Raw genomic sequence first — 569 nt, 5'->3', positions numbered from 1 at the left:
CCGCAGCCGGAACGCCCGATCGACCAGGCGTTCCTGATGCCGGTGGAAGACGTGTTCTCGATCTCGGGCCGCGGCACCGTGGTGACCGGTCGCGTCGAGCGCGGCATCGTGAAGGTCGGTGAAGAAGTCGAAATCGTCGGCATCCGTCCGGTCCAGAAGACGACCTGCACGGGCGTCGAAATGTTCCGCAAGCTGCTCGACCAAGGTCAGGCCGGCGACAACGTGGGCGTGCTGCTGCGCGGCACCAAGCGCGAAGACGTCGAGCGCGGCCAAGTGCTGTGCAAGCCGGGTTCGATCACCCCGCACACCAAGTTCGTGGCCGAGGCCTACATCCTCACCAAGGAAGAAGGCGGTCGTCACACCCCGTTCTTCACCAACTACCGCCCGCAGTTCTACTTCCGCACGACGGACGTGACCGGGATCATCAAGCTGCGCGAAGGCGTGGAAATGATCATGCCGGGCGACAACGCCGAGCTGGACGTCGAGCTGATCACCCCGATCGCCATGGAAGAGAAGCTCCGCTTCGCCATCCGTGAAGGCGGCCGCACCGTCGGCGCCGGCGTCGTCGC

At 65.4% G+C, this 569-nt stretch carries 1 protein-coding gene; it reads left to right on the top strand.

The genetic code is table 11. From position 1 onward, the window contains the following. Nucleotides 1-569: EF-Tu C-terminal domain-related protein (locus AC1RRS_RS24880; protein WP_492857504.1), on the top strand; the 569-nt coding region annotated here is incomplete at both ends.

The organism is Caulobacter sp. GW821-FHT12A07 (assembly GCF_058807655.1).
The sequence above is the reverse complement of the archived record's forward strand: the minus strand, read 5'-3'. Positions and strand labels throughout refer to the sequence as shown.